General features: G+C 72.4%; 24 protein-coding genes and 1 riboswitch. Of the genes, 7 read left to right on the forward strand and 17 right to left on the reverse strand.

Features of this window, described 5'->3' with window-relative positions; genetic code table 11:
• Positions 1–81: 81 nt before the first annotated feature.
• From ACIQOE_RS13075 to ACIQOE_RS13085, 3 genes are read right to left on the reverse strand one after another with little or no spacing between them, the layout of a single operon-like run.
• Positions 82–837 carry a DUF3710 domain-containing protein gene (locus ACIQOE_RS13075; RefSeq protein WP_401411409.1) on the reverse strand — a complete coding sequence of 252 codons (756 nt, stop codon included), beginning with the start codon at positions 835–837 and terminating at the stop codon, positions 82–84.
• A gap of 1 nt (position 838) precedes the next feature.
• Complete coding sequence (gene dut / locus ACIQOE_RS13080; RefSeq protein WP_351326804.1) at positions 839–1402, reverse strand: dUTP diphosphatase; 564 nt, start codon at positions 1400–1402, stop codon at positions 839–841.
• Complete coding sequence (locus ACIQOE_RS13085) at positions 1399–1983, reverse strand: PaaI family thioesterase (RefSeq protein WP_399011036.1); 585 nt, start codon at positions 1981–1983, stop codon at positions 1399–1401. The genes dut and ACIQOE_RS13085 overlap by 4 nt, the downstream gene beginning before the upstream one ends.
• A gap of 58 nt (positions 1984–2041) precedes the next feature.
• On the opposite strand from ACIQOE_RS13085, the gene ACIQOE_RS13090 reads away from it, so the two are divergent.
• Entirely contained in the window at positions 2042–2503 is a 462-nt protein-coding gene (locus ACIQOE_RS13090; protein ID WP_401411412.1) for a DUF3093 domain-containing protein, read from the forward strand.
• A gap of 28 nt (positions 2504–2531) precedes the next feature.
• Here ACIQOE_RS13090 and ACIQOE_RS13095 read toward each other — a convergent pair whose 3' ends face one another.
• The 4 genes from ACIQOE_RS13095 to ACIQOE_RS13110 form a co-directional block, all read right to left on the reverse strand.
• The gene (locus ACIQOE_RS13095; protein ID WP_401411414.1) at positions 2532–3449 is read right to left on the reverse strand and encodes a hypothetical protein; all 918 of its coding nucleotides are present in this window, start codon (positions 3447–3449) and stop codon (positions 2532–2534) included.
• Positions 3450–3462: 13 nt separating this feature from the next.
• Complete coding sequence (locus ACIQOE_RS13100) at positions 3463–3759, reverse strand: DUF4193 domain-containing protein (RefSeq protein WP_005481602.1); 297 nt, start codon at positions 3757–3759, stop codon at positions 3463–3465.
• Positions 3760–4160: 401 nt separating this feature from the next.
• Entirely contained in the window at positions 4161–5411 is a 1251-nt protein-coding gene (locus ACIQOE_RS13105) for a HAMP domain-containing sensor histidine kinase (RefSeq protein ID WP_362644242.1), read from the reverse strand.
• 5 nt (positions 5412–5416) lie between these two features.
• Positions 5417–6070 carry a response regulator transcription factor gene (locus ACIQOE_RS13110; protein WP_003993508.1) on the reverse strand — a complete coding sequence of 218 codons (654 nt, stop codon included), beginning with the start codon at positions 6068–6070 and terminating at the stop codon, positions 5417–5419.
• 416 nt (positions 6071–6486) lie between these two features.
• Here ACIQOE_RS13110 and ACIQOE_RS13115 point away from each other — a divergent pair, with 416 nt between their 5' ends.
• Entirely contained in the window at positions 6487–6660 is a 174-nt protein-coding gene (locus tag ACIQOE_RS13115; protein WP_351326796.1) for a hypothetical protein, read from the forward strand.
• 173 nt (positions 6661–6833) lie between these two features.
• Here ACIQOE_RS13115 and ACIQOE_RS13120 read toward each other — a convergent pair whose 3' ends face one another.
• A complete protein-coding gene (locus ACIQOE_RS13120; RefSeq protein ID WP_365560356.1) occupies positions 6834–7664 on the reverse strand; it encodes an inositol monophosphatase family protein in 831 nt (276 codons plus the stop codon).
• An 8-nt stretch (positions 7665–7672) separates the two neighbouring features.
• Positions 7673–8800, reverse strand: coding sequence for a ferrochelatase (locus ACIQOE_RS13125; RefSeq protein ID WP_351326792.1), 1128 nt, complete (start codon positions 8798–8800; stop codon positions 7673–7675).
• A 160-nt stretch (positions 8801–8960) separates the two neighbouring features.
• Here ACIQOE_RS13125 and ACIQOE_RS13130 point away from each other — a divergent pair, with 160 nt between their 5' ends.
• Both ACIQOE_RS13130 and ACIQOE_RS13135 read left to right on the forward strand, forming a co-directional pair.
• A complete protein-coding gene (locus tag ACIQOE_RS13130; protein ID WP_351326790.1) occupies positions 8961–10199 on the forward strand; it encodes an MFS transporter in 1239 nt (412 codons plus the stop codon).
• On the forward strand, positions 10159–11487 hold the full coding sequence (locus ACIQOE_RS13135) for a D-arabinono-1,4-lactone oxidase (RefSeq protein ID WP_351326788.1): 1329 nt from the start codon (positions 10159–10161) through the stop codon (positions 11485–11487). Before ACIQOE_RS13130 ends, ACIQOE_RS13135 begins: the two co-directional genes overlap by 41 nt.
• On the opposite strand, the gene ACIQOE_RS13140 is transcribed toward ACIQOE_RS13135, so the two are convergent.
• Complete coding sequence (locus ACIQOE_RS13140; protein WP_399011028.1) at positions 11411–12193, reverse strand: hypothetical protein; 783 nt, start codon at positions 12191–12193, stop codon at positions 11411–11413. The genes ACIQOE_RS13135 and ACIQOE_RS13140 overlap by 77 nt on opposite strands.
• Positions 12194–12664: 471 nt before the next feature.
• Here ACIQOE_RS13140 and sepH point away from each other — a divergent pair, with 471 nt between their 5' ends.
• Positions 12665–13702: a septation protein SepH gene (gene sepH / locus ACIQOE_RS13145; RefSeq protein WP_351326784.1), complete on the forward strand. Its 1038-nt coding sequence runs from the start codon at positions 12665–12667 to the stop codon at positions 13700–13702.
• A 71-nt stretch (positions 13703–13773) separates the two neighbouring features.
• Here sepH and ACIQOE_RS13150 read toward each other — a convergent pair whose 3' ends face one another.
• Complete coding sequence (locus ACIQOE_RS13150) at positions 13774–14616, reverse strand: sulfurtransferase (protein WP_401411418.1); 843 nt, start codon at positions 14614–14616, stop codon at positions 13774–13776.
• A 314-nt stretch (positions 14617–14930) separates the two neighbouring features.
• Here ACIQOE_RS13150 and ACIQOE_RS13155 point away from each other — a divergent pair, with 314 nt between their 5' ends.
• Positions 14931–15734, forward strand: coding sequence for a VOC family protein (locus tag ACIQOE_RS13155; RefSeq protein ID WP_365575793.1), 804 nt, complete (start codon positions 14931–14933; stop codon positions 15732–15734).
• 1 nt (position 15735) lies between these two features.
• On the opposite strand, the gene ACIQOE_RS13160 is transcribed toward ACIQOE_RS13155, so the two are convergent.
• The 4 genes from ACIQOE_RS13160 to ACIQOE_RS13175 all read right to left on the reverse strand — a co-directional run bounded on the left by ACIQOE_RS13160 (position 15736) and on the right by ACIQOE_RS13175 (position 21261).
• A complete protein-coding gene (locus ACIQOE_RS13160; protein WP_351326777.1) occupies positions 15736–16383 on the reverse strand; it encodes a thymidine kinase in 648 nt (215 codons plus the stop codon).
• 41 nt (positions 16384–16424) lie between these two features.
• The gene (locus tag ACIQOE_RS13165; protein WP_401411421.1) at positions 16425–17618 is read right to left on the reverse strand and encodes an alkaline phosphatase family protein; all 1194 of its coding nucleotides are present in this window, start codon (positions 17616–17618) and stop codon (positions 16425–16427) included.
• On the reverse strand, positions 17618–18205 hold the full coding sequence (locus ACIQOE_RS13170; RefSeq protein ID WP_351326774.1) for a DUF5998 family protein: 588 nt from the start codon (positions 18203–18205) through the stop codon (positions 17618–17620). The genes ACIQOE_RS13165 and ACIQOE_RS13170 overlap by 1 nt, the downstream gene beginning before the upstream one ends.
• A gap of 86 nt (positions 18206–18291) precedes the next feature.
• The gene (locus ACIQOE_RS13175; RefSeq protein ID WP_401411423.1) at positions 18292–21261 is read right to left on the reverse strand and encodes a GNAT family N-acetyltransferase; all 2970 of its coding nucleotides are present in this window, start codon (positions 21259–21261) and stop codon (positions 18292–18294) included.
• A gap of 176 nt (positions 21262–21437) precedes the next feature.
• Here ACIQOE_RS13175 and ACIQOE_RS13180 point away from each other — a divergent pair, with 176 nt between their 5' ends.
• Entirely contained in the window at positions 21438–21719 is a 282-nt protein-coding gene (locus ACIQOE_RS13180; protein ID WP_351326770.1) for an HPr family phosphocarrier protein, read from the forward strand.
• Between the two features lie 361 nt (positions 21720–22080).
• On the opposite strand, the gene ACIQOE_RS13185 is transcribed toward ACIQOE_RS13180, so the two are convergent.
• Positions 22081–22776: a GntR family transcriptional regulator gene (locus tag ACIQOE_RS13185; protein ID WP_351326768.1), complete on the reverse strand. Its 696-nt coding sequence runs from the start codon at positions 22774–22776 to the stop codon at positions 22081–22083.
• Positions 22777–22963: 187 nt separating this feature from the next.
• A complete protein-coding gene (locus ACIQOE_RS13190) occupies positions 22964–23719 on the reverse strand; it encodes a M23 family metallopeptidase (protein WP_365575819.1) in 756 nt (251 codons plus the stop codon).
• 12 nt (positions 23720–23731) lie between these two features.
• Positions 23732–23895, reverse strand: a riboswitch (cyclic di-AMP (ydaO/yuaA leader).
• Between the last annotated feature and the right edge of the window lie 182 nt (positions 23896–24077).

Here is a 24077-nt window from a genome sequence, read left to right on the forward strand (position 1 = left end):
CGGCCGTTCACACCCGCGCCTGCGGGCATGTGAAAGGGCCGCACCCGCAAGGGGTACGGCCCTCCGTCGCGCGTCGCGCCGTCAGCGGACCTCGGTGATCTCCGGTCCGCGCTGGAGCTGGCCCATGCCGCCGGAGAAGCGCGAGGACTCCTCCTGCTGAACGCCCTCGGGAACCATCTGGGCGTCGTTCGGCAGCTTGAGGACGATCGGGTCGCGGGGGGCCATCGGGCCCTCGCCACGGACCACGACGGTGTCCCGGAAGATCTGCTCCAGGAGCCCGGCGGCCTGCGGCTGCACCGCGCCCTGCCCGGAGATCACACCGCGCAGGAACCAGCGCGGACCGTCCACACCGACGAACCGCACGACCTGGTAGCCGCCCGTGCCGTCGGGCAGCTGGACCGGCACCTGGGCACGCAGCTCCCAGCCGAGCGGGCCCTCGACCTCGTCGACGATGCCACCCTGCTGGGTGATGCCGGAGCCGATCTCCTCGCGCACCTCGCCCCAGATGCCCTCGCGCTTGGGCGCGGCGAAGGCCTGCAGCTGCACGGCGCTGTCCTTGAGGACCACGGTGGCCGCGACGATCGCGTCGCCCGCGACCTCGACCCGCAGTTCCATGCCGTCGACGCCGGGCACGAACAGCCCGCCGAGGTCCACCCGGCCCTCGCCCGGCTCACGCACCTCGGTGGCGTCCCACGGCCCGTCGGGCCGGGGCTCCGGCTCCAGGCGTACGCGCTCGCGCTCGCCCTCGTCCGCCTGGGTGTCGATGCTGTCGACGACCTGCTCGGCCTCGCCGGCCGCGTCCTCGGCGGCACCCTTCTTGTTGCGACGTCCGAACACGTCACTGTCCTTCCCGGTCGGATACGACCGAAGCGTATCGATTCCCACCCGTCCGACCGCCCTCGGCGGCCTGACCGCTTGTGCCGCTCACGTCGCCCACCGCGGCATGCCCGCCGGTGGACCCGAAGCCCCCCTCGGCCCGCGCCGAATCGGGAAGCTCCGCCACCTCCTGGAAGCGGACCCTCTCGACCTGCTGGACGACCAGTTGGGCAATCCGGTCGAAGCGCTCGAACCGTACGGCCTCGTACGGGTCGAGATTCACCACGATCACCTTGATCTCCCCACGGTACCCGGCATCAATCGTCCCCGGGGCATTCACGAGGGCCACACCGCACCGGGCGGCGAGCCCCGAACGGGGATGCACGAAGGCCGCGTACCCCTCCGGGAGGGCGATCGACACCCCCGTGGGCAGTACGGCCCGCTCACCGGGCTTCAGCTCGCGCGCCTCGGTGGTCCGCAGATCGGCTCCCGCGTCACCGGGGTGCTCGTACGCCGGAAGCGGTACGTCCGGGTCGACGCGGCGGATGAGGACGTCGAGAGGGTTCACGCGGGGTGCGGGGTTCACGGGTTCACCTCGAAGGCGCGGGTGCGCCGGATCCGGTCCGGGTCGTTCATGGCGGCCTTGATCTCTTCCTCGCGGCCGTGGTCGGTGAAGTGCTCGACCGGGACCTCCACGAAGAGGGCCTCGGCACGGACGGCGACGGGTCCGTCGGGGGCGTCCAGGCGCCCGGTGGCGGTCGAGTAGATCTTCCGGCCGGACACCGCGGCGACCTCGGCCGCCAGGTACAGCGTGGTGCCCACGGGCACCGGCCGTACGAAGTCCGTCTCCAGCCGTCCGGTGACGGCGATCTTCCGCAGCAGCCAGTTCAGCGAGCCGAGCGTCTCGTCGAGCGCCGTGGCCAGCACACCGCCGTGCGCCAGGCCCGGAGCACCCTGGTGGGCGGCCCGGACGGTGAACTCGGCGGTGAGGGAGACCCCCTCGCCGGCCCGCACCTCCAGGTGCAGCCCGTGCGACTGCCCGTGGCCGCACCCGAAACAATGTTCGTAGTGGGCGCCGATGAGCTCGCCGGGCGCGGGGGCGTCGGGGTGCCGCACCGGTTTCCGGGCACTGGCTGGAGGCTGAAGAGCTGCGGAACTACCACTCACAGGCGCAGACCTTACCCGCGCGTCCGGTGAATCAGGACACCGTGCCAAGCTTGGCTCCATGCAGCTCTCCGCCACCCCGTACGAAGAACGCCTCACGGCCCCCCGGTCGTGGTGGTTCCTCAGCTTCCTGATCGGCGTCTCGTGCGCCCTGGTCCTGCTGCCGTTCGGCACCCTGCCGACGCTCGGCGGCCTGGTCGGCGGCACGGCGGCGGCGGCGGTGGTGGCCAGTTCGTACGGCTCCCCGCGCATCCGCGTGGTGGGTGACCAGCTGATCGCGGGCGAGGCGAAGATCCCGGTGTCCGCGCTCGGCACGTCGGAGATCCTGGACCCGGAGGAGGCACGCGCCTGGCGCACGTACAAGGCCGACGTCCGCGCCTTCCTCCTGCTGCGCGCCTACATCCCGAGGGCGCTGCGCGTGGAGGTCACCGACCCGGCGGACTCGACGCCGTACCTGTACCTGTCGACGCGGGAGCCGGAGGCCCTGGCGGCGGCGATCGAGGCGGCGAAGCGGGACCGGTAGGTCCCGGCCGCACGAGCGCCGGCCGCCGTCAGCCTCCGAAGTCCTCCGGCAGCTCGGCGATCGGCAGCGGCCGCGCCGGTTCCTCCAGCGGCGGCAGCTCGGGCAGTTCGTCCCAGGGCACCTGGATCTTTCTCAGGTCCGCCCGGATCCGCGCCGCGAGCTTCTTGGTGTCCCGGCGGTTCATGACCGCGCCCACCGCGGCGCCGACCATGAACGGCATCAGGTTGGGCAGGTCCCGCACCATGCGCTTCATGATCTGCTGGCGCAGCTCGCGCTTCATGTGCCCGCCGAGGGCGCCGTTGATCGTCGACGGTTTCATCACGTCGATCCCGCGCTCCCCCGACCAGGAGGCCAGGTACGCGGTGCTGCGGTCCTTCAGGTTTCCCGGCGGCCGTACGCCGTAGACCTCGTGGAGTTCGGCGATCAGCTTCAGCTCGATGGCCGCGACCCCGGTGATCTCCGCGGCCAGTTCGGTCGGCATCGCGGGCGGCACCGGCAGCATCGCCGCCGCGCCCACACCGGCACCGACCGCCGAGGTCCCGCCCGCCGCACCCGCCACGAGCTTGTCGGCGAGCTGCTCGGGTCCGAGATCCGGGAACTGCCGGCGCAGGGTCGCGAGGTCGCGTACGGGGACACGAGGGGCGATCTCGATGATCCGGTCCGCGAGGTAGGCCAGCCCCGCTCTCGCCCGGCTGCCGCCCTTACGGGCGCCTTCCCGGGCCAGATTCACGGCCTTGTCGCGGATGCCCCCGGCCCGTCGCCTGGCGACGGGCGCGGGCTGCTCCGCCGGCGCCGGGAGGTCACCCCGGTCGGCCGCCGGTTCGAGCGAGGCTCCCGGATCGGATGAGCCTCGCCCGTCGTCACGCGCGCGCGGGCCGTCGGACGGCCCCGAGTCCGCTCCCTTCAGGGGGAAGCGGCGCTTCCGGGGTGGGGTCGAGCCAGTCATGCCCGACCCCTCCTCAGTCGCAGTCGCGGCAGATCGGCTGACCGTTCTTCTCCCGGGCCAGCTGGCTGCGGTGGTGCACCAGGAAGCAGCTCATGCAGGTGAACTCGTCCTGCTGCTTGGGCAGCACCCGGACGGCCAGCTCCTCGTTCGAGAGGTCCGCGCCGGGCAGCTCCAGGCCTTCGGCGGCCTCGAACTCGTCCACGTCCACGGCGGACGTGGACTTGTCGTTCCTCCGTGCCTTCAGCTCTTCAAGACTGTCCGAGTCGACGTCGTCGTCGGTCTTGCGTGGAGTGTCGTAATCGGTTGCCATGGTCGCTCTCCCCCTCTGGGTGTCTGCGGTGTCTCCAGCGCACGTAACGCGTGAGAGGCCGGACTTGTGCCCGACCTGAGGCGGAGATTTTGCCTCACATCAAGGTCTGTTACTCAATCGACACCCAACCGGATCCCCCGAGAGTGATCGGGTTGAATGGCGATGGGGACCGTACACGGTCCTCACGAGGCACCTCAAAGGCGCCTCACCCTGTACTTCCCGTGATCAAGACACGTGAAAACAGGGATTTTCCCGGCTTTATTCCCCCAGCCATGATCACGGAGAGTGGATGACCGGAAATCCGCCCTTGTGATCGATCACACATGGGGTACCACGACGCACCGACCGAAAATTCCGCGCAAAGCGAACATCCGCCGCGTGTGTCGCGATCTTGTAACACGTCAGACCGGCAAGGTGACCCTCATCACGAGACCACCGCCCTCGCGGGGCCGTGCCGCGATGTGGCCGCCGTGCGCCCGGGCCACGGACCGGACGATGGACAGGCCGAGGCCGACGCCCTTGTCGCTGCCCGTGCGTTCGGTACGGAGCCGCCGGAACGGCTCGAACAGGTTGTCGATCTCATAGGCCGGCACCACCGGACCGGTGTTCGACACGGACAGTACCGCCTGGCCGTGCTGGATATCGGTGTCGACCTCGACCCAGCCGTCCTCGGGCACGTTGTAGCGCACCGCGTTCTGCACCAGGTTCAGCGCGATCCGCTCCAGCAGGACGCCGTTGCCCTGCACGACCGCCGGCTTGCGTACGCCTCGGATGGTCACGCCCTTGGCCGCCGCCTCGGCGAGCACCTGGTCGACGGCCTGGGTGGCCACCTCGGCCAGGTCGACCGGTTTGCGCTCGACGATCTGGTTGTCGCTGCGGGCGAGCAGCAGCAGGCCCTCCACGAGCTGCTCGCTGCGTTCGTTGGTCGCCAGCAGGGTCTTGCCGAGCTGCTGCAGTTCCACCGGCGCGCCCGGGTCCGAGAGGTGCACCTCCAGGAGCGTGCGGTTGATCGCCAGCGGCGTGCGCAGCTCGTGGGAGGCGTTGCCGACGAAGCGCTGCTGGGCGGTGAAGGCCCGCTGCAGCCGCTCCAGCATGTCGTCGAAGGTGTCCGCCAGCTCCTTGAGCTCGTCGTCCGGGCCGTCCAGTTCGATCCGGCGGGACAGGTCCGAGCCGGCCACCGCGCGGGCGGTGCGGGTGATCCGGCCGAGCGGGGACAGCACCCGTCCGGCCATCGCGTAACCGAACGCGAAGGCGATCACGGCCAGGCCCAGCAGGGCCAGCAGCGAACGGCTCAGCAGGTCGTCCAGGGCCGCCTGGCGCTGGCGGTCGACGCACTGGGCGATCGCGGCGTTGAACTCCGAGATCTGCAGGTTGGGCGTGCCCGTGATCGCCGCGCAGTTGTCGCTGGAGACCCTGATGTTGGAACCGTCGATGATCTTGAAGAAGGGCTGGTTGCCGGTGCTGATCGCCTGCGCGGCGAGCAGGTAGATGATCGACAGCAGCAGGATGCCGGCGATCAGGAACATGCCGCCGTACAGCAGCGTCAGCCGTATCCGGATGGTGGGCCGCAGCCACGGGAAGACCGGCTGCGGCCTTCTCGGGTCCCAGGTCGGCTTCGGGGGTGCCTGCGGAGGTGCGGGAGTGGTCGCCACGGCCGTCAGATCCGGTAGCCGGAACCGGGGACGGTGACGATGACGGGGGGCTCACCGAGCTTGCGGCGCAGCGTCATCACGGTCACCCGCACGACGTTGGTGAACGGGTCCGTGTTCTCGTCCCAGGCCTTCTCCAGGAGCTGCTCGGCGGAGACCACCGCGCCCTCGCTGCGCATCAGCACCTCCAGGACCGCGAACTCCTTGGGCGCGAGCTGGACCTCCTTGCCGTCGCGGAAGACCTCGCGGCGGTTGGGGTCGAGCTTGATGCCGGCGCGCTCCAGGACCGGAGGCAGCGGCACGCTGGTGCGGCGGCCGAGGGCGCGCACGCGGGCGATCAGCTCGCTGAACGCGAAGGGCTTGGGAAGGTAGTCGTCGGCGCCGATCTCCAGGCCCTCCACGCGGTCGCTGACGTCACCGGACGCGGTGAGCATCAGCACGCGCGTGGGCATGCCCAGCTCGACGATCTTGCGGCAGACGTCGTCGCCGTGCACGAGGGGCAGGTCGCGGTCGAGGACGACCACGTCGTAGTCGTTGACGCCGATGCGCTCCAGGGCGGCCGCACCGTCGTACACGACGTCGACGGCCATGGCCTCCCGGCGCAGTCCGGTGGCCACCGCATCGGCGAGCAGTTGCTCGTCCTCGACGACGAGTACGCGCACGTCGCTTGTCCTTCCTCTGTCCACCCGCGTAGCGCGCACCGGCGCACGCGGGCAGGGGTCTGCTCGGGGTGTAGGACCTCCATCCTGCCCTTTTCGGCCATAAGTCGGCAGTAAGGCAGGGACGGCGACGGCGGGATCCGCGCCGCCGGACGGGAATGCGCGATTTTCTCTTCGGGTTGAGGTTTCCAGCGAAGGGAGCGGGGGGAGGACGGCATGTACACCCCGCGATCACGCTCTGCATGTGCCGCAGCACCATGCGGTACGTACGTCGCCGCTACAGCAGAGTGGACGATGGGGGTGTCCGGCACCGTCGCCGCCCAGCCGGGCAGCGCTGGGCACCCGCGTGAGACGTGATCGCCCCTTCAACGGCACACCCCCGTGCCACCGACCCACGACCCAGGACGAGGGGGCGCAGCATGGACGCATTCACCACAGGACTTCTGCAGCGCATAAAGGCGACCGAGTCCGACATCACCCGGGCTCGTGACGAGGGCGACGACTTCCTTGTCGAGGTGGAGCAGGCCGAGCTCGACGACCTGCACCGCCTTGCCGCCGAACATGGCGTGGAAGTCGGCGTGACCAGCGTCTGACAGTCCCGCATCAGCAGCTCACCGGCACAGGAGCAGGGCCCCGGCGAATCCAGCGCCGGGGCCCTGCTTATGGGGTGACCCCTACCCGCGCTGACACGTTCGACTCATCGGGATCGCGGAAACCGGGAAACCGGCCGGTCTCCCCGCCTCCGGCGTCCCGGTCTCGGTTGGGGTCAGGCGTCCGGGACTCCGTCGTGCCAGGCGCCGAAGGTGTCCAGCAGCCGCTGGAGCGGCTCGAAGACCCCGGGGGTGGCCGCCACCGTCAGGTCGCGGGACGGACGCTCCCCCGGCCGGCCGCCCGTGAGGGCGCCCGCCTCGCGCGCGATCAGGTCGCCCGCGCCCCAGTCCCAGGCGTTCAGCCCGCGCTCGTAGTACCCGTCCAGCCGTCCGCAGGCGACGTCGCACAGGTCGATCGCCGCCGACCCGCTCCGCCGCACGTCCCGCAGCAGCGGGATCAGCCGGGCGGCGACCTCGGCCTGGTGGGTGCGGACCTCGGTGACGTAGTTGAAGCCGGTCGACACCAGTGCCTGGTCCAGGGGCGGCGCCGGGCGGCAGCGCAGCTCCCGCTCGCCCTCCCAGGCGCCGGTCGCCCAGGCCCCGCCGCCCCGTACCGCGTGGTACGTCTCGCCGCGCACCGGTGCCGCCACGACCCCGGCCACGGTCTCGCCGTCCTGCTCGGCCGCGATGGAGACCGCCCAGGTCGGCAGCCCGTACAGGTAGTTCACCGTGCCGTCGAGCGGGTCGATCACCCAGCGGATCCCGCTGCTGCCCTCGGTCGACGCGCCCTCCTCGCCGAGGAAGCCGTCGTCGGGGCGGTGAGCGGAGATCAGGTCGGTGATCAGCTTCTCCGCCGCGATGTCCATCTCGGTCACCACGTCGATCGGGCTGGACTTGGTCCGGGCCACGGCGAGGTCGGCCGGGCGGCCGTCCCGCAGCAGCTCGCCCGCGCGGGCGGCCGCCTCTCGGGCGAGCCGGAGCAGATCGGTGTGCAGGGCGTCGGTCACGGGGCTCCTCACGCGTAGGGGCTGTCGGCGCCGGCCGCGGCCGGACGGGGGGCGCGCGCCGGGCAGCAGCCGACCGGGCACAGGTTGTGGCTCGCGCCCAGCGCGCCGAGCGCGCACGGCGTGACCGCCCGCCCGCTCTCCACGCCCGCGCGCTCCAGGACCAGGTCCCGGACCGCGGCGGCGAACCGCGGGTCGTCCCCGACGGTCGCGGACCGCCGTACCGGCAGACCGAGCTCCTCGGCCTTGGCCGTGGCCTCGGTGTCGAGGTCGTAGAGGACCTCCATGTGGTCGGAGACGAAGCCGATCGGGGCCATCACGACGGCCGGGACCCCGGCGCCGTGCAGCGTCTCCAGGTGGTCGCAGATGTCGGGCTCCAGCCACGGGATGTGCGGGGCGCCGGAGCGGGACTGGTAGACGAGCCGCCAGGGGTGGTCGACGCCGGTGCGCTCGCGGACCGCGTCGGCGATCAGCTGGGCCACGTCCAGGTGCTCCTCGACGTACGCGCCGCCCTCGCCGTGGGCCTCCGGCGGACCGGAGGTGTCGGCGCCCGCGGTCGGGATGGAGTGAGTGGTGAAGGCGATGTGGGCGCCCGCGCGGACGTCCTCGGGGAGGTCGGCGAGGGACCGGAGCACCCCGTCGGTCATCGGGTCGAGGAAGCCGGGGTGGTTGAAGTAGTGCCGGAGCTTGTCGATCCGCGGCGGTTCGAGTCCCTCGGCCGCCAGTTCGGCCAGCGAGTCCGCGAGGTTCTCGCGGTACTGGCGGCAGCCCGAGTAGGAGGCGTAGGCGCTGGTGGTGAGCACCAGGACGCGGCGGCGCCCGTCGGCGACCATCTCGCGCAGGGTGTCCGTCAGGTACGGCGCCCAGTTCCGGTTGCCCCAGTAGATCGGCAGGTCCAGGCCGTGCTCGGCGAAGTCCTTGCGCAGGGCGTCCAGCAGGGCGCGGTTCTGGTCGTTGATCGGGCTGACCCCGCCGAACAGGAAGTAGTGCTGCCCGACCTCCTTGAGACGTTCCTTCGGGATACCGCGCCCGCGCGTCACGTTCTCCAGGAACGGAACCACGTCGTCCGGACCTTCCGGGCCGCCGAAGGAGAGCAGGAGCAGGGCGTCGTAGGGGGTGGCATCGAGCGCGTCTGACATGGGGCGATCCTGCCACCCGGCACTGACGGCCCGGAAACAGGAGGGTGAAGAGTCGGATTCAGGAGATTTATCCCCCGTACCGACGGGGTGTAACCGGGGCACCTCACTCGTAAGCTGTATCCACCGCATTCGCGCCTTACCCAGCCTGTCGGAGACCCACGTGCCCAGCCCCTATCGCGCCCTGTTCGCCGCTCCCGGCACCAAGGGCTTCTCCACCGCGGGCTTCGTCGGCAGGATGCCGCTGTCCATGATGGGCATCGGCGTGGTCACGATGATCTCGCAGATCAGCGGGCGGTACGGGCTGGCCGGCGCGCTCTCGGCCACCATCGCGCTGTCCGCCGCCGCGGTCGGCCCGCAGGTCTCCCGGCTGGTCGACCGGCACGGCCAGCGCCGTGTGCTGCGTCCCGCGACGCTGCTCGCGCTGGCGGCGGCGGCCGGGCTGCTCCTCGCCGCGCACTACGGGTGGCCGGACTGGGTGCTGTTCGTCTGCGCCGCCGGGATCGGCGCGGTGCCGAGCCTGGGCGCGATGATCAGGGCCCGCTGGGCGGCCCTGTACGGGGGCACGCCCCAGCTGCACACCGCGTATTCGTTCGAGTCCGTCGTCGACGAGGTCTGCTTCATCTTCGGGCCGATCATCTCCATCGGCCTGTCCACGGTCTGGTTCCCGGAGGCGGGGCCGCTGCTGGCCGCCTGCTTCCTGGCCGTCGGCGTCTTCTGGCTGACCGCCCAGCGCGCCACCGAGCCCGCGCCGCACCCGCGCGAGCACCACACCCGCGGTTCGGCACTGCGCGCGCCCGGCCTCCAGGTGCTGGTGGCGACCTTCACGGCCACGGGCGCGATCTTCGGGGCGGTGGACGTGGTGACCGTCGCCTTCGCCGACGAACGCGGCCACAAGGGGGCCGCCAGCGTGGTCCTGGCGCTGTACGCGGCGGGCTCCTGCCTCGCCGGCGCGGTCTTCGGTCTGATGCGGTTCGCGGGCAAGCCGGAACGCAGGTGGCTGCTGGGCATATGTGCGATGGCCGTGAGTATGATCCCCCTCCTACTGGTCGGAAACCTGCCGCTTCTGGCCGTGGCGCTGTTCGTTGCGGGCCTGTCCATCGCACCGACGATGATCACGACGATGTCCCTCATCGAAAAGCACGTACCTCGCGCGAAGCTCACCGAGGGCATGACCTGGGTGAGCACCGGCCTCGCGGTCGGGGTGGCGCTCGGCTCCTCGGTCGCCGGCTGGGTGATCGACGCGGCCGGGGCCCGCGCCGGGTACGGGGTTCCGGCCGTGTCCGGGGCCGTCGCGGTCGCGGTCGGTTTCCTCGGGTACCGCCGGCTCAACAGGCCGGTCACGGGTCGGGGAGGCACCGTTGAGCAGTACAGCGAGCGGGAAGAGCGGCACGTGGCGTAACTGGGGAGGGACCGTCACGGTCAGTCCCGCGCGGGAGGTCACGCCCGCCTCCGTGGACGAACTGGCGGCGGCGGTGCGGCAGGCGGCCGAGGACGGCCTGAAGGTGAAGGCGGTCGGCAGCGGCCACTCCTTCACCTCGATCGCCGCGACCGACGGCGTCTCGGTCCGCCCTCAGCTCCTCACCGGGATCCGCCGGATCGACCGCAAGGCCATGACCGTCACGGTCGAGGCGGGCACCCCGCTCAAGCGGCTCAACATCGCCCTGGCCCGCGAGGGCCTGTCGCTGACCAACATGGGCGACATCATGGAGCAGACGGTCTCCGGGGCCACCAGCACCGGCACCCACGGCACCGGCCGCACCTCCGCCTCGCTCGCCGCCCAGATCAGGGCACTCGAACTGGTCACCGCCGACGGCTCCGTGCTCACCTGCTCCGACCAGGGGACCGAGGAGGAGCGCGCGGTGTTCGCGGCCGCGCGGATCGGCCTCGGCGCGCTCGGGATCGTCACCGCGATCACCTTCGCCGTGGAGCCGCTCTTCCTGCTCAGCGCGCGCGAGGAGCCGATGCCGCTGGACCGGGTCCTCGCCGAGTTCGACCAGCTCTGGTCCGAGAACGAGCACTTCGAGTTCTACTGGTTCCCGCACACCGGCAACACCAACACCAAGCGCAACAACCGCAGCGCGGGGCCGGCACAGCCGGTGGGGCAGCTGGCCGGCTGGTTCGAGGACGAGTTCCTCTCCAACGGCCTCTTCCACGGCGTGCAGCTGCTCGGCCGCGCGGTGCCCGCCGTGGTGCCGACGGTCGCCCGGATCTCCAGCACGGCGCTGTCCGCGCGGTCCTACACGGACATCCCCTACAAGGTCTTCACGTCTCCGCGCCGGGTGCGGTTCGTGGAGATGGAGTACGCCGTGCCGCGCGAGGCCCTGGTGGAGACCGTGCGCGAACTGAGGGCGATGGTCGACCGGTCCGGCCTCCGGGTCAACTTCCCGGTCGAGGTGCGCACCGCCCCGGCCGACGACATCGCCCTGTCCACCGCCTCCGGCCGGGACAGCGCCTACGTCGCGGTGCACATGTTCCGGGGCACGCCTTATCAGGCGTACTTCACCGCCGCCGAGCGCATCTTCACCGCGCACGGGGGCCGTCCGCACTGGGGCAAGGTGCACACCAGGGACGCGGAGTACTTCGCGAAGGCCTACCCGCGGTTCGGCGAGTTCACCGCCCTGCGGGACCGGCTCGATCCGGACCGGCTGTTCCAGAACGACTACTTGCGGAGGGTTCTGGGGCAGTAGCCGGGGAACCGGTCGGCGACGGGACCGCGTCCGGCTGCTCGCCGACGGACCCGCTCGGGGACGGCGTGGGCGTGGTGGCCCCCTCGCTCGCGGGTGTCCCCGCCGGGTCCGGGGAGGACGAGGGCGACGGAGTGGGCGAAGCGTTTGTCCCGGCGCCGGACTTCGGGCCGGAGGAGTGGGACGGGCCGGGGGAGCCGGAGGGGGCCGACGGCTTCGACGGCCCGGCCTTGCCGCCGGTGACGGCGCCGCTGACGGTCGTACCGGAGCCGCCGCTGAAGCTGCTCCCGGAGACCAGTTCGTAGGTCGTGATGCCGGCCATGGCCACCGCGAACACCAGGGCCGCCGCGAGCACCGGACGGCGCCAGGTCCGGGCGCGGGCGCGGTAGACGGTGCCCGCCGTGAACTCGCCGGGCGCCGGGGCCGCTTGCTCCCGGGGCCGGGGCGTCACCGTCGCGTCGCGCAGCTGCTCCCCGGTGCGTCTGAGGAAGTGCTGGAACAGCGTGCCGCCGCAGGTGGCGATCACGCTGACGACGCCGGCGCCGAGGATCGTGCCGTACACCCCCACGGACGAGGCGAGTTTGGCGGCCACGACGGCGGCCACCGCGCTGCCCGCGACCTGGGCCACGCTCAGGTCGATCCGCTTGACACCTCCCGTCACCTCCTCTCCCGCACTGGTCTGGTCACCGGAACCGGGCCTTTCACGCATTCCCGAACCTTGCCTGCCCTTCCCGTACTTGTTCGACCGACTGCATGAGAAAGGGACGTACGGACGAAACCATTGGTTCCGTTTCTGCCGATTCCGTGAAGTACGCCACGTTCAAGATCGTCGGGAATGGGCAACCGGCGGCCGGGGAAGGCTCGTTGCCAGAAGTTGGGCGGCGCGCCAATCCACGCACGTGGCCCGAATGGAGTACTGTTGCGAGCCCTGGGTCCGGCCTCCCGCCAGGGCATCCGCGGCCTCGCAGGACCGCCGGGAGGGGGCTAGTTGCACAGGGTGACGGAGTTGGTCACTTAGCGTTGCGAATAGGTAACCGTGCCATAACGGCGGACCCGGGCCCATGCCCGACACGCCGGGCAACTCGGCAAGGTTGTGGCAGGCTGCACCCGGGCAGGCCACACTCGACTAGCGGAAGCAGCGACGCACGTGACGTCGGCAGGCACCACCCGGGAGGTCCCCATGCCCGAACTGCGTGTCGTGGCCGTCTCCAATGACGGCACACGGCTGGTGCTCAAGGCTGCCGACTCTACGGAATACACGCTTCCGATCGACGAACGGCTCCGTGCCGCCGTGCGCGGCGACCGGCCCCGGCTCGGCCAGATCGAGATCGAGGTCGAGAGCCATCTCCGGCCCCGAGACATCCAGGCGCGGATACGGGCGGGCGCGACCGCGGAAGAGGTCGCCCAGCTCGCCGGGATCCCCGTCGACCGGGTGCGGCGCTTCGAGGGTCCGGTACTGGCCGAGCGCGCCTTCATGGCCGAACGAGCCCGCAAGACACCCGTCCGCCGGCCCGGCGAGAACTCCGGTCCGCTGCTCGGCGAGGCCGTGCAGGAGCGGCTGGTGCTGCGCGGCGCCGACAAGGACACCGTGCAGTGGGACTCCTGGCGCCGCGACGACGGCACCTGGGAGGTCCTGCTCGTCTACCGGGTCGCGAGTGAACCGCACTCGGCGAGCTGGACCTACGACCCGCCCCGGCGGCTCGTGCAGGCCGTCGACGACGAGGCGCGCTCGCTGATCGGCGAGTCCGACGACCTCGCCGTGCCGGAGCCCAGCTTTCCGTTCGTACCGCGGATCGCGCGGCTGCCGCGTGACCGTCCGCTGGACCGTTCCGGCGACCGGGACCGGCCGAGCCTGCCCGCGCAGTCGTCCGAGCCTCTCGAGGAGACGACGAGCGAGCGGGACTCGCTGACCAGCCTGCTGGAGGCGGTGCCGAGCTTCCGTGGCGACATGGTGGTCCCGGAGCGGCCCGCCGAGGCCGTCCCGGAGGAGCCGCCCGCCCCGGAACCGGCGGCCGAGGAGCCCCCGGCTCCCGCGGCCTCCGCCGGCTCCGCCTACGCGGACGTCCTCATGCCCCGCTCGGTCGGCAGCCATCGCGACCGGCTGATCGGCGCCACCGACCGCCAGGCCGAGGCCGACGGCGTCCGCCCCGGCCGCCGGGCCGCGGTGCCGAGCTGGGACGAGATCGTCTTCGGCACGCGGCGCAAGAAGCAGGAGTAGCCGGGAGCGGCCCGCGCCGCACGACCGGCAGGAGGAGGGGGCACGCGCGCGTGCCCCCTCCGTCCGTCGTCCTACTGCGGGTCGGGGCCGACCGCGACCGGACGGGACGGGTCCGCCGACCACTCCGACCACGAACCGACGTACAGCGCCGCGTCGATGCCCGCCACGGCCAGCGCCAGCACCTCGTGCGCGGCCGAGACGCCGGAACCGCAGTAGACGCCCACCGGAGCAGCCTCCAGGGCGCCCAGCGCCTTGAAGCGGTCACGCAGTTCCGCCGCGGGCAGGAAACGGCCGTCCGGGCCGACGTTCTCGACGGTCGGCGCGGAGACGGCGCCCGGGATGTGCCCGCCGATCCGGTCGACCGGCTCCACCTCGCCCCGGTACCGCTCACCCGCACGGGCGTCCAGCAGCACACCCGCACGGGCCAGCGCCGCCGCCCCGTCCGCGTCGAGCAACTCCAGCGCGCCGGGCGCGGGTTCGAAGTCGCCCTCGGCCGGCTCCGCGGGCTCGGTCGAAAGGGCGCCCGCCCAGGACGGCAACCCGCCGTCCAGCACACGCACGTCCGGGTGACCCGTCCAGCGCAGCAGCCACCAGGCGCGCGCCGCCGCCCAGCCGTGCCCGCCGTCGTACACGACCACCGGCCGGCCGGCCGAGACACCCGCACGGCGCATCGCCGCCGCGAAGAGGGCCGGGTCGGGCAGGGGGTGCCGGCCGTGCTCGCCGGGCGCCGCGGCCAGTTCCGTGTCGAGGTCGACGTAGCGGGCGCCCGGCAGGTGCCCTGCGGCGTACTCGGCCGGGCCGTCGAAGGCCGCGCCACCCTTGGTGGTCAGCTGCCAGCGCACGTCCAGCAGCACGGGCGGGTTGGGCCCGGCCAGGTCGTCGGCGAGTTCGGTTGCGGTGATGATGGCTTCCATGGCCTCATCCTTACGCCAGGGGTGGCCGTGGCGTCCAGGTACGGCTACTCTGCTCGGCCGGACAGGCTCGATCACCCGGCGTGCGGGATCGGGCACATGCTGTACGGCTGATGGCCACCCGGCGGCAATCGACCGGAAACGGGCGAGAATCGGCAGACCAGGCATCCTCGCGGCGAAGGCCGCCGCCACCGCCTGGGCGCGAGCCGCCACGGAGGGTGCGAGCATCGGCACGGGGCGTGCCCGCGGCAGCGGCACCGCCGGTCCAGGGAGCGGAAGCGACACGGCCACCGCGAGGGGCCGAGGAGAGAGTGACGATGACCGAGGTAAGGGGATCGGCCGGCCCGAACGGCGGTGCGCACGCCCGGCGCGCGCCCGGCACCCCCTGCTGGGTGAGTCTGATGGTGCACGACTTGACCGCGACCGAGGAGTTCTACGAGGCGCTGTTCGGCTGGGAGTTCCAGCCCGGTCCGCAGCAACTCGGACCCTACGTCCGGGCGCTGCTCGACGGGCGGGAGGTCGCTGGCATCGGGCAGCTGCCGCCGGACCTGCACCTGCCGATCGCCTGGACGCCGTACTTCGCCTCGGAGGACGTGGACCAGACCGCGGAGACGGTCCGGCTGTGCGGCGGCACGGTGGGTGTCGGCCCGCTGGACGCGGCCGAGGCCGGGCGGATGGCGATCGGCTCCGATCCGTCGGGGGCGGTGTTCGGGATCTGGCAGGCCTCCGCCCACCTCGGCACGGCCGTCACCGGCGTCCCCGGCACGCCCGCCTGGAACGAACTGCTCACCTTCGAGACGGCGAGCGTCGCCAAGTTCTACGAAGCGGTCTTCGGCTACGAGGAGGAGCCGGTGGTGTCCGCCGACTTCGACTACGTGACCCTGCACGCCGAGGGCCGCCCCGTGGCCGGCATCCACGGCGTCGGCCTCGCACTCCCCCGCGACCGCGGGCCGCACTGGCTGACGTACTTCGAGGTGGCCGACGCCGACGCGGCCCTGCGCGAGGTCGCCGGACTCGGCGGACGGGTGCTGAGACCGGCCCGGGACAGCGACCACGGGCGGGTCGCGACGGTGGCGGATCCGGAGGGGGCGGTGTTCTCGGTGATCGAGGGGCCGCGCTGAGTCAGGTCGTGACCGGCAGGACGTCCGGGGACAGGGCCGCCGCGCGGGCCGACGCGGCGGTCATCCGGCGCCGGTGATGACGCCGGCACAGCACCTCGTAGCCGACCTTCCCGGCCGATCCGTTGACGTCACCCACCACCACCTGCGCCCCCTCGACGACCATCTCCCCGCCCACCGTGCGGGCGTTGTGGGTGGCGCGGGCGCCGCACCAGCACAGGGCCTCCACCTGGAGGACCTCGACGCGGTCGGCCAGCTCCACCAGTCGCTGGGAGCCGGGGAACAGCTTGGAGCGGAAGTCGGTGGTGATGCCGAAGGCGTAGACGTCCAGGCCCAGGTCGTCCACCACGCGGGCGAGCTGGTCGATCTGGCCGGGCGCCAGGAACTGGGCCTCGTCGGCGATGACGTAGTCCGCGCGGCCGCCCTGCGAGAGGTGGTCGACCAGGTAGGCGTAGAGGTCCTGGCCGTCCTCCACCTCCACGGCGTCGGTGACCAGGCCGAGGCGGGAGGACAGCTTGCCGTGGCCGGCGCGGTCGTCCCGGCTGAAGATCATGCCGACGAGACCGCGGGCCGACCGGTTGTGCTCGATCTGCAGAGCCAGCGTCGACTTCCCGCAGTCCATCGTTCCGGAGAAGAAGACCAGCTCGGGCATGGGGAGGTGAGCACCTTTCGGGGGCGGTGGGGTCAGGGGCGCTAGGAGCGTACTTCGAGCAGCGGGACGAGCTGTTCGACGGGGGTCATGGAGCCGTGGTTGCCGACCATCGCCGACTCCTTGGGCTCCCGCTCGGAGGCGATGATCAGGACGTCGTCGTGGGCGGCCGCGACGACGTCGCCGATCCGTCCGCGGACCCGCTCGTCGAACCGGTCCGGCGGGCCGAACCAGCCGGCCGCGATCGCCTCGTCCCGGGAGGCCACCCAGAACTGCTCGCCGAGCACCTCGCGCCAGCAGGTCAGCACGTCGTCCGCGGCGCCCGGGACGGCGTACACGTGCCGTGCCCGGCCCTCGCCGCCGAGCAGGGCGACACCGGCGCGCAGCTCCCAGTCCTCGTCGAAGTCGATGCGGTGCTGCTCGTCGAACGGCACGTCGAGCATGCCGTGGTCGGCGGTGACGTAGAGCGCGCTGCGCGGCGGGAGCTGCTCGGCGAGCCGCTGCACCAGCCGGTCGACGTGCATCAGCTGGCCGCGCCAGGTGTCGGAGTCGACGCCGTAGCGGTGCCCGGCGCCGTCCAGTTCGGCGTAGTAGGTGTACACCAGGGAGCGGTCGCCCGCGGCCAGTTGCTCCGCCGCGAAGTCCATCCGTTCCTCGCCGGTGAGCCGTCCGTGAAACGTTCCGCCGCTGAGCGCGACCTTGGTGAGCGGGGTGTGCTGGAAGGTCGGCGAGGAGACCTGGGCGGCGTGCACACCGGCGTCGGCGGCGAGCTGGAAGACGGTGGGGTACGGCTGCCAGGCGGCCGGGTCGGTCCACGGCTGCCAGCGCAGCTGGTTCATCAGCTGGCCCGTGGCCGGGTCGCGGACGGTGTAGCCGGGCAGGCCGTGCGCGCCGGGCGGCAGGCCGGTGCCGACGGAGGCGAGCGAGGTGGCGGTGGTCGCCGGGTAGCCGGCGGTGATCGGGCGTCCGGTGCCGCCGCGCGAACTGCCGAGCAGCGAGGCCAGGAAGGGCGCCTCGTCCGGGTGGGCCCGCAGCTGTTCCCAGCCCAGGCCGTCGACCAGGAAGACGCAGTTGCGGTCGGCCGCGGTCAGTTCCGTGATCGCCGCGGTCATTCCCGGTACGGCCATTCCGGCGGCCAGGGTGGGCAGCAGGTCGGAGAGGGAGCCGCTGCCGTACTCGGGCAGCGGGGCGGAGCCGAGGGCGAGCGGTTCCGGATGGTCCCAGGCGGCGTAGGCCATCAGTGCGCGACGTCCGCGGTCGCCTCGGAGATGGCCTGGGCGAAGACGAGCGCCTGGCGCACCGTCTCCGGGCCGTCCCCCGCCTCGCTGACGCGCAGGCTCAGGTCGTCCGCCGTGGAGTTGCCCGTGTAGCCGTGGTCGGCCTCGCAGTTGGGGTCGCCGCAGGCGGCGGGCTCCAGGTCGATGCGCGAGACGGCGCCCCAGCCGATGGTCAGCACGATCTCGCGGGGCAGGGTGCCGGGCGTGTACTGCTCCGGGTTGGCGACCACCCGGCTGACCACGACCGACGAGATCCGGCCGAGCTTGACCGACTCGGTGGAGGTGGTGGCGTACGGCGTCGGGGAGGTGCTGTCGGCGGCCTGCTCGTCGGTGTGGCTGACGATGAAACGGTTGCCGGTGAGGACGAGCACGGTCACGTGCCGCCGCACCTCGTTCTGGTCGAACGTCGTCTCCTGGTGGACCAGGTACGACCGGATCGGCTCGCCGCCCACGGCGGCCTCCACCGCCTCGGCCACGAGGGCCGGGTAGTAGCCGCTGCGCTCGATCGCGACGCGCAGCCCCTGGGTCGTCGTACTGGTCTTGGCCATGGCGTCCATCCTAATCCGTGGGCAAGGGGGGTCCGGGCCAGTCGGCGCACCCTGGTGCAAACCCACCACGGGGCCGGGTGCGGCGGTCAGTAGGCGGGCAGGGTCCGCGGCCCCAGGTCGTCGCGGGCCGGCGGGGGCGCCAGCCGGACGGTGGCACCGAGGACGCTGACGCCGTGCCGGGCGACCACGACCGGCTCCAGGGTGACCGCGACCACCTCGGGGTGGTCGTCGACCAGCCGGGAGACGCGCAGCAGCAGTTCCTCCAGGGCGGGCGTGTCCACGGGGGTCGAGCCGCGCCAGCCGAACAGCAGCGGCGCGGTGCGGATCGACCGCACCAGCGAGGTCGCGTCCCGGTCGGTCACCGGGACCAGCCGGTGGGCCGTGTCGCCGAGCAGCTGCGAGGCGGCGCCGGCCAGGCCGAAGGACAGCACGGCTCCGGCGGCCGGGTCGATCACGGCCCGTACGACGGTGTCGACACCGCGCGGTGCCATCCGCTGCACGACCGGGCGCAGTTCCCCGGGCGGCCCGAACAGCTCGGTCAACTCGGCGTACGCACGGCGCAGTTGCCCTTCGTCCGCCAGGTCGAGCCGGACGCCGCCGAGGTCGGCGCGGTGCCGCAGGTGCGGGGCGGTGGCCTTGAGGGCGACCGGGTAGCCGAGGTCGGCGGCGGCGCTCACGGCGGCCTCGGGGGTGGGCGAGGGCAGGGACTGGTGCACGGGGATGCCGTACCGGCCGAGGAGCGCGCAGGTCTCCTCGGTCCCGAGGGTGAGTCCCTCCCCGCGCTCCAGCAGCGTGCCGATCAGCTCGGCGGCCCCCTTCTCGTCGATGTCGTCGTACTCGGGCACCTTTCCGGGGTCCACCGACTCGCGCCGCCACTGGGCGTACTTCACGGCCTCGGCGAGCGCCCGGACGGCACGCTCGGCGGCCGGGTAGGCGGGGATCAGCCGGGAGCCGGGCTGGGCGGCGGGCGGCCGGACGTCCTCCGTGACGGCCGCGGGAGGGGTCCGGGCGGCGCCCGGTACGGCCGGTGCCGCGCCCGGCCGTACCGCGGACCCGACGGACGGGGAGGCGGGCGGCTGCACCGTCGGCGCCGCGGGCGGGGTGTCGGCGGCCGGCTGCGGGGTGGCGGTGCGGGGGCGCTGGGGGCCGCCGAAGGCGCCGGGTGCCATGACGTGCGGCTGCGGCGCGGTGCGGCCCGCGGCCGACAGCGCCTCAGCCAGCCCGCCGAGTTCGACGTGCACCACGAGCACCGGCTTCCCGTGCGCCCCCTCGGCCGCCGACCGCAGCGCCTCGGCCAGTTCGCCGTCCCCGACCGCGCCCTCGCCGATCGTGGGGATGGCCGTGACCACCACCGCGTCGCACGTGTCGTCCGCCAGCGCCCGCGACAGCGCCCGGTGGAAGTCCGCGGGGGTCGCCGTGGTCGTCAGGTCCAGCGGGGGTGCCGGGCGCAGGCCCTCGGCCAGACAGCGGTCGTAGGTCAGCAGTCCGAGGGACTCGGAGTTCCCGAGGATCGCCACCCGGGGGCCGGCCGGCAGCGGCTGCCGGGCGAGCAGCAGTCCCGCGTCGACCAGTTCCGTGATGGTGTCGACGCGGATCACCCCGGCCTGCCGCAGCAGCGCGGACACGGTGGCGTGCGGCAGCCGCGTGGCCCGCACCGCGTGGCCCTGCGGCGCCGATCCGGCGCTCTGCACCACCACCAGCGGCTTCGCCGCCGCCGTGCGCCGCGAGAGGCGGGTGAACTTGCGCGGGTTGCCGATGGACTCCAGGTACATGAGGACGACGTCGGTCTCCGTGTCGTCGTACCAGTACTGCAGGACGTCGTTGCCCGAGACGTCCGCGCGGTTGCCGGAGGACACGAAGGTCGAGACGCCCGTGGTCCCGGTGACACCGCCGCCGCGCCGGTGCAGCCGGGACAGCAGGGCGATCCCGATCGCGCCTGACTGGGCGAAGAGGCCGATGCGGCCGGGGCGGGGCATCTCGGGGGCGAGCGAGGCGTTCAGCCGAACGCCGGCGGCGGTGTTGATGACGCCGAAGGCGTTCGGGCCGATGATCCGCATGCCGTACGTGCGCGCGTGCCGGACGAGTTCGCGCTGGCGTTCTCGGCCGTCCGGGCCGCTCTCCGCGTAGCCGGCGGCCAGCACGACGAGACCCTGGACGCCGTGTTCGCCGCAGTCGGTGACGACGCCCGGGACCTGCTCGGCGGGGACGGCGACCACGGCGAGGTCGACCGGCCCGTCGATGTCGCGCACGGAGCGGTGCGCGGGCACGCCGTCGACCTCCTTGAGGTCGTCGGGGTAGGCCTGGTTCACGGCGTACAGGCGACCGGTGAAGCCGGCGTCGCGGAGGTTGCCGAGGACGCTGCGGCCGACGCCGCCGGGCGCCCGGCCGACCCCGATCACGGCCACGGAACCGGGGGTCAGGAGCCGTCGGACCGAGCGGGCCTCCGCGCGCTGCTCCCGCGCGCGCTGGACGGCGACCGAGCGGTCCGTGGGCTCCAGGTCGAACTCCAGCCGGACCACGCCGTCCTCGAAGCTGCGCTGCTGGGTGTAGCCGGCGTCCGTGAACACCTTGATCATCTTGTTGTTGGCGGGCAGCACCTCGGCGGCGAACCGGCGGATGCCGCGCTCGCGCGCGACGGCGGCGATGTGCTCCAGGAGGGCGGAGGCGACGCCCCGGCCCTGGTGGGCGTCCTGGACGAGGAAGGCGACCTCGGCCTCGTCGGCGGGCGCGGAGGCGGGCAGGCCGCCGGGGCCGATGCGGTCGTAGCGTACGGTGGCGACGAACTCGCCGCCGATGGTGGCCGCGAGTCCCACCCTGTCCACGAAGTCGTGGTGCGTGAAGCGGTGGACGTCCTTGGCGGAGAGCCGGGGGTAGGGCGCGAAGAAGCGGTAGTACTTCGACTCGTCCGAGACCTGCTCGTAGAAGCTGACCAGGCGGTCGGCGTCGTCGACCGTGATGGGCCTGACGCGCGCGGTACCCCCGTCGCGCAGCACGATGTCCGCCTCCCAGTGGGAGGGGTACACGTGCCGGTCCTGTCGGTCCGCCGGGGTCTGCATGGGCCCCAGAGTACGGCTCGCGTCCGACACGGGCGCGAGGCAGTCTGTGGGGGACGGGAGCCGGTCCGAGGCCGCGGTCCGGCTTCACGCCCGTGCGGGCTTCCGCCCGCTCCGGGCATGCTTCACGATATGGGAAACTGGTCTAGACAACCCTGAACACCGAAGGGCAGCATCACATGGCTGAGCGCCGCGTCAACGTCGGCTGGGCCGAGGGCCTCCACGCCCGCCCCGCTTCCATCTTCGTCCGAGCCGCCACGGCCACAGGCGTCCCGGTGACGATCGCCAAGGCCGGGGGCGACCCCGTCAACGCGGCCTCCATGCTGGCTGTGCTGGGCCTGGGCGCCCAGGGCGGCGAGGAGATCGTCCTCGCCTCCGACGCCGAGGGCGCGGACGCCGCCCTCGAACGCCTGGCCAAGCTGGTCGGCGAGGGTCTCGAGGAGCTCCCCGAGACCGTCTGAGCGCCACGGCGCCCGCACCACCGAGGCCGCGTCACCCCTGCGGGGGCGGCGCGGCCTCGCCGTTGCCGCAGCACTGTCCGTGGGCGGCCTCGCCGTGCCCGGCACGCCTTCCGCCGGCACGGCCTCGCCGTACCCGGCAGGCGCGCTTTTCACCGGGGGCGCCGGATTTCCCGCTCGGAGATCAGGTTCCGCGCCGGGCGCACGGAATTACAGGCAGGGCGCACTTCATTACGCGCCTGGGCACATCAAAGGCGCGCCCACGAAATTCCGGACGCGCACGAAATAAGGACGGCAGAGCCCGGCAGCGGGCGCCGGAAATACTGCTCCACCGAATAACATCTCTTTGTATACGGTGCCCGTGTTAATGCCGCGGGCCCGACATGTTTACGGGATGTTGCGAAGTCCTCACACCACCGGCCCGGTCCAGGCCGCCGGGAAAGCGCAGCCGGTGGGAGACGCCGGACCGCTCGGTGTGCAGCGCGGTGATCGCCCGCGCGCGCTCGCCGTCGCCGCGGGTCACCGCGTCCACGATGGCGCCGTGCTCGGCCCAGGACTCGACGGGATCGGGCGCGGCGTCGACCACGTACATCCAGGCGATCTTGTGCCGCAGCTGGGTGAGCGCCGAGGTCAGGGCCTGGCTGCCGGTGGCCTGGGCGAGCGTCTCGTGGAACCAGCCGCCCAGGGACCGCAGGTCCTCGCTGCCGCCCCGGCGGGCCCGCTCCTGACCCAGCCTGACCAGGCCGCGCAGGACCTTGAGGTGGGCCTCGGTACGGCGCTGGGCGGCCCGCAGGGCGCCGAGCGGCTCCAGGAGCAGACGCATCTCCAGCAGGTCGGCGGCCTCCTGCTCGCTCGGTTCCGCCACGCACGCGCCCGCGTGCCGGCGCGTCACCACGAACCCCTCGGCCTCCAAGGTGCGCAGGGCCTCGCGGACGGGGACGCGCGAGACGCCGTAGCGACGGGCCAGGAGTTCCTCGGTGAGCCGGCTGCCGCGCTCGTGGACGCCCGCGACGATGTCGTCCCGGATCGCCGTGCATACCGAGTGCGCCGGAATACGCATGTCCGACCTCCGCCTTAATCCCCGTGAAACGCCGTCGAGTGGCGCCCGTTCCGTGACTCTATTGCAATGAGCGGGAATTTCCGACGGCGGCCCTGAATCCATGCATATTTTTTGGACACCGGACCCACGAAAACGACGAAAGCCCCGGCTCGGCGGCCGGGGCTTCGGAGACTGTCGTCGGAACGCGTCAGACGTTCACACCGTGCTTGCGGAGGTAGGCGACCGGGTCGATGTCCGAGCCGTACTCCGGGGTCGTCCGGGCCTCGAAGTGGAGGTGGGGTCCGGTCACGTTGCCGGTCGCGCCGGAGAGGGCGATCCGCTCGCCGGGGGTGACCTTCTGGCCCACCGAGACGCCGATCGACGACAGGTGACCGTACTGGGTGTACATGCCGTCGGCCATCTTGATGACGATCTGGTTGCCGTACGAGCCGCCCCAGCCGGTGGAGACCACCGTGCCGGTGCCGACCGCGTGCACCTCCGTGCCGGAGGCGGCGTGGAAGTCGATGCCGGTGTGGGCGCCGGAGGACCACAGCGAGCCGCCGGTCTTGTAGCCGGTGGAGACGTACGAGTCGGATATCGGCACGACGAAGGCGTTGAGACGCTTGCGCTCGGCCTCCCGTGCCGCGCGCGCCTTCGCCTCGCGCTCCTTCTCGGCCTTCGCCGCGGCCTTCTTGCGCGCGGCCTCCTCGGCCGCCTTGCGCTCGGCGGCGGCCGTCTGCGCGGCGGCCTGGGCGTCGATCCGGTCGGCGACCGAGTCGCTGACCGTGATCACCGGAGTGAGGCCGGTCTGCTCGACGGAGTTCTCCGCGGCGAGCGCCGGGGCCGCCGAGACGGTGCCGATGACACCTGTGGTGGTGAGGGCCGCGATGCCGGCGGCCTGCGCGGTGGTGCGCTTCACCCGGCCGGGACGACGGTGCTTCCCGGAGGCGCACATGAACGCCATGTAGAGGCTGGTCCTTTCCTTCCCTCTCGCCTACCGGGTTAGCTGACGGGTTCGGAGCAGGAAGGTCTCCTACGGGCCCCCTCGCGGCTCGCGCGGGCGCCCGATTCACCCCAGGGACTGCATGGGTCCCCGGCTCCCCTGGCTCGCGCCGTACGGGGACTCGGCGATGACTGTCCGGTGCCGCGGGCGCGGCGCAGTTCGGCGGACAGCCCGGAAGAACCTACGAGGGCGTTCTCGCAATCCTCAAACGGATCAGGGTTTTTGTCGCGTATCCCACAGGGCAGACAGGCAACCTCCGCATCAATACGGACATTTCAGAGCCCTGGTGACCGGTGGGTCACCAGGGCTCCGGACGCGC

The organism is Streptomyces sp. NPDC091282, from assembly GCF_044757385.1.
GTDB lineage: Bacteria > Actinomycetota > Actinomycetes > Streptomycetales > Streptomycetaceae > Streptomyces > Streptomyces gramineus.

Excerpts from the sequence above, each read along its gene's own strand:
- ACIQOE_RS13090 (WP_401411412.1), top strand. The coding sequence starts at position 2,042 with ATGCAGCTCTCCGCCACCCCGTACGAAGAACGCCTCACGGCCCCCCGG.
- ACIQOE_RS13155 (WP_365575793.1), top strand. The coding sequence starts at position 14,931 with ATGACCGAGGTAAGGGGATCGGCCGGCCCGAACGGCGGTGCGCACGCC.
- ACIQOE_RS13095 (WP_401411414.1), bottom strand. The coding sequence starts at position 3,449 with ATGACTGGCTCGACCCCACCCCGGAAGCGCCGCTTCCCCCTGAAGGGA.
- ACIQOE_RS13175 (WP_401411423.1), bottom strand. The coding sequence starts at position 21,261 with ATGCAGACCCCGGCGGACCGACAGGACCGGCACGTGTACCCCTCCCAC.
- ACIQOE_RS13100 (WP_005481602.1), bottom strand. The coding sequence starts at position 3,759 with ATGGCAACCGATTACGACACTCCACGCAAGACCGACGACGACGTCGAC.
- ACIQOE_RS13140 (WP_399011028.1), bottom strand. The coding sequence starts at position 12,193 with ATGCGTGAAAGGCCCGGTTCCGGTGACCAGACCAGTGCGGGAGAGGAG.
- ACIQOE_RS13190 (WP_365575819.1), bottom strand. The coding sequence starts at position 23,719 with ATGGCGTTCATGTGCGCCTCCGGGAAGCACCGTCGTCCCGGCCGGGTG.
- ACIQOE_RS13160 (WP_351326777.1), bottom strand. The coding sequence starts at position 16,383 with ATGCCCGAGCTGGTCTTCTTCTCCGGAACGATGGACTGCGGGAAGTCG.
- sepH (WP_351326784.1), top strand. The coding sequence starts at position 12,665 with ATGCCCGAACTGCGTGTCGTGGCCGTCTCCAATGACGGCACACGGCTG.
- ACIQOE_RS13125 (WP_351326792.1), bottom strand. The coding sequence starts at position 8,800 with ATGTCAGACGCGCTCGATGCCACCCCCTACGACGCCCTGCTCCTGCTC.
- ACIQOE_RS13170 (WP_351326774.1), bottom strand. The coding sequence starts at position 18,205 with ATGGCCAAGACCAGTACGACGACCCAGGGGCTGCGCGTCGCGATCGAG.
- ACIQOE_RS13150 (WP_401411418.1), bottom strand. The coding sequence starts at position 14,616 with ATGGAAGCCATCATCACCGCAACCGAACTCGCCGACGACCTGGCCGGG.
- ACIQOE_RS13115 (WP_351326796.1), top strand. The coding sequence starts at position 6,487 with ATGGACGCATTCACCACAGGACTTCTGCAGCGCATAAAGGCGACCGAG.
- ACIQOE_RS13180 (WP_351326770.1), top strand. The coding sequence starts at position 21,438 with ATGGCTGAGCGCCGCGTCAACGTCGGCTGGGCCGAGGGCCTCCACGCC.
- ACIQOE_RS13185 (WP_351326768.1), bottom strand. The coding sequence starts at position 22,776 with ATGCGTATTCCGGCGCACTCGGTATGCACGGCGATCCGGGACGACATC.
- ACIQOE_RS13165 (WP_401411421.1), bottom strand. The coding sequence starts at position 17,618 with ATGGCCTACGCCGCCTGGGACCATCCGGAACCGCTCGCCCTCGGCTCC.